At 66.6% G+C, this 1,304-nt stretch carries 1 protein-coding gene and 2 pseudogenes; 2 read left to right on the top strand and 1 reads right to left on the bottom strand.

Annotated features, from left to right (window positions below; translation table 11 throughout):
• Nucleotides 1-84 precede the first annotated feature (84 nt).
• Nucleotides 85-231: pseudogene (locus J1C48_RS19075) on the bottom strand (IS630 family transposase); the annotation flags it as partial.
• Between J1C48_RS19075 and J1C48_RS18700 the strand changes: the two are divergent.
• Both J1C48_RS18700 and J1C48_RS18695 read left to right on the top strand, forming a co-directional pair.
• Complete coding sequence (locus tag J1C48_RS18700) at nt 215-556, top strand: DUF2169 domain-containing protein (RefSeq protein ID WP_231081906.1); 342 nt, start codon at nt 215-217, stop codon at nt 554-556. The pseudogene J1C48_RS19075 and the gene J1C48_RS18700 sit on opposite strands and share 17 nt — an antisense overlap.
• A pseudogene (locus J1C48_RS18695) lies at nt 453-1,304 on the top strand (hypothetical protein); the annotation flags it as partial. The gene J1C48_RS18700 and the pseudogene J1C48_RS18695, both read left to right, overlap by 104 nt.

Raw genomic sequence — 1,304 nt, 5'->3', positions numbered from 1 at the left:
CGCGATGACATTCTTGAAAAGGTTCTGCCGCTCTACGCCAAGGTGACGGGTAAACTGGATCTACAGGTCTAGAGCCGATCCGGCTTAATCCGGTTCATATCCTGCAGCGGCGAAGGTGTTCGCGCACTCGTCGGGCCTGAAGAGCGGGAGGGCCGCGCCGACGGCGTCCCAGAGCCCGCCCACCGACCGCTCGGCTTTTGCTCGCAGGAGCGACTTGAGCTTGGAGAAGGCCATCACCGATCCGGAGGAAGCCCGGTCGCCCGAAGACTTCGACTACCGCTTCTACCAATGCGCGCCGCCCGACCTGATCGCCGAACCGTGGCTCAAGGGGGATGAGCCCTTCGAGTTGGAAAACCTCATCCCGGGTTATCCGAGGGTCAAAGGCCACCTGCCGGGGCTCGGCTTCGAAATCGAGATCGATCAGGGGGCGGGTCCGGGTCGAGGGCCAGTGGGTGCAGCGCCATGGCGACCGGTGCCTTCTGAACCGCGGCAACACCCCCGGCGAATACTGCATCGTGCGCTCCACCCCCGTGCACGATGCGCCCGACGGCAATGACAAACAGGACAAGAGCTGGTGGGAAACGGTCAAGGAAAAGGCAGCTGGCGCCGCCGACTGGGTCGGGGACAAAGCCGCGGCCGCTGGCCATGCGGCGGGGCAATGGATCGAGGATCATCCCCGGACGATGGGCGCCGTCCAAGCGGCCGGCGGCGTGGCCGAGGCGATCGGATCGGGGGCGCTGTTTGCCGGAGGAACCGCCGCAGACGCGACGGGCGTTGGCGCGATCGGCGGGGTGCCGGCTCAAATTGTCGGCGGCGCGGGAATGGTAAACGCGGCCGACAACATCTCGACCGGCCTTCGGCAAATCTGGTACGGCAGGCCGCAGCAGACCGCCGCCGTGCAGGCAACGGGCGCTGCGGCCCGAGCGCTGGGCGCAACGCCCGGTCAGACGCAGGTGGCGCAGGAGGTCGTCAGCGGTGGACAGATCGTTCTGGGCGGTGTCGCGGGGGCTGGCGGAGCGCTTGCGAAAACGGGCCAGGGCCTGTCCGGCGAGATTGCCGCTGGATCGGCGGCGGCGAAGGCAGAAGGGCGCGCCGCGGCGTCTGCGGGCGATGATCTCGCCGAAGCGGAGGCCTCGGCCGCACGCAATGCCGAACAGCCCGGAGTTCAAAGAGCGAGCGAGGACGGCAGCGCAGGCGCAAGGAGTACACGCAAGCTATCATTGCGAGAGCGCTATCTTGGAAAGACACCGGGGAAAAAATCAAAAACCGGCAAGGCCGTCATTGCGCGGATGAAAAAGGATGGC

It is taken from the genome of Jiella flava, from assembly GCF_017349315.1.
Taxonomy (GTDB): domain Bacteria; phylum Pseudomonadota; class Alphaproteobacteria; order Rhizobiales; family Rhizobiaceae; genus Jiella; species Jiella flava.
This window is presented reverse-complemented; position numbering and strand designations above follow the sequence as displayed.